The sequence below is a fragment of the Cellulomonas sp. P4_A2 genome, assembly GCF_056402515.1.
Genome location: NZ_JBFUHG010000250.1, coordinates 1 through 361, shown reverse-complemented (window position 1 = coordinate 361; position 361 = coordinate 1). Strand labels below are relative to the sequence as shown.

1 pseudogene is annotated in these 361 nt (G+C 72.3%); it reads left to right on the top strand.

Annotation, left to right across the window (positions count from 1 at the left end):
• A pseudogene (locus AC1DUE_RS20930) lies at window positions 1-361 on the top strand (hypothetical protein); the annotation flags it as partial.

Sequence of the window (361 nt, the reverse complement as noted above, 5' to 3'; positions counted from 1 at the left end):
GCTACAACCACTCGAACGAATACCTTCGTACGGTCCGCTCCTGGTTCGACTACTACAAGCGCGGCACGCACGAGGTCCCCGACGGCACCGGCGTCGTCCCGCCGCCCCTCGACGGTGGTACGGACCCGAGCCCGAACCCCGGAACCTCGCCGTCCGCGACCCCGCCCGCGAAGCCGAAGCCGGACCCGAAGCCGACGAAACCGGGCGGCGGTTCGACCGACCCGAAGCCCTCCACCCCGCCGCCCACCCAGCCCCCCAAGCCGTCCCAGACGCTCGCCGGTGTGGAGAACGCGGGCACCGGTGCGCTGACCGCCACCGCGGGCGACGCGTTCGCCGAGCGGATCAAGGTGCGGGCGAAGAA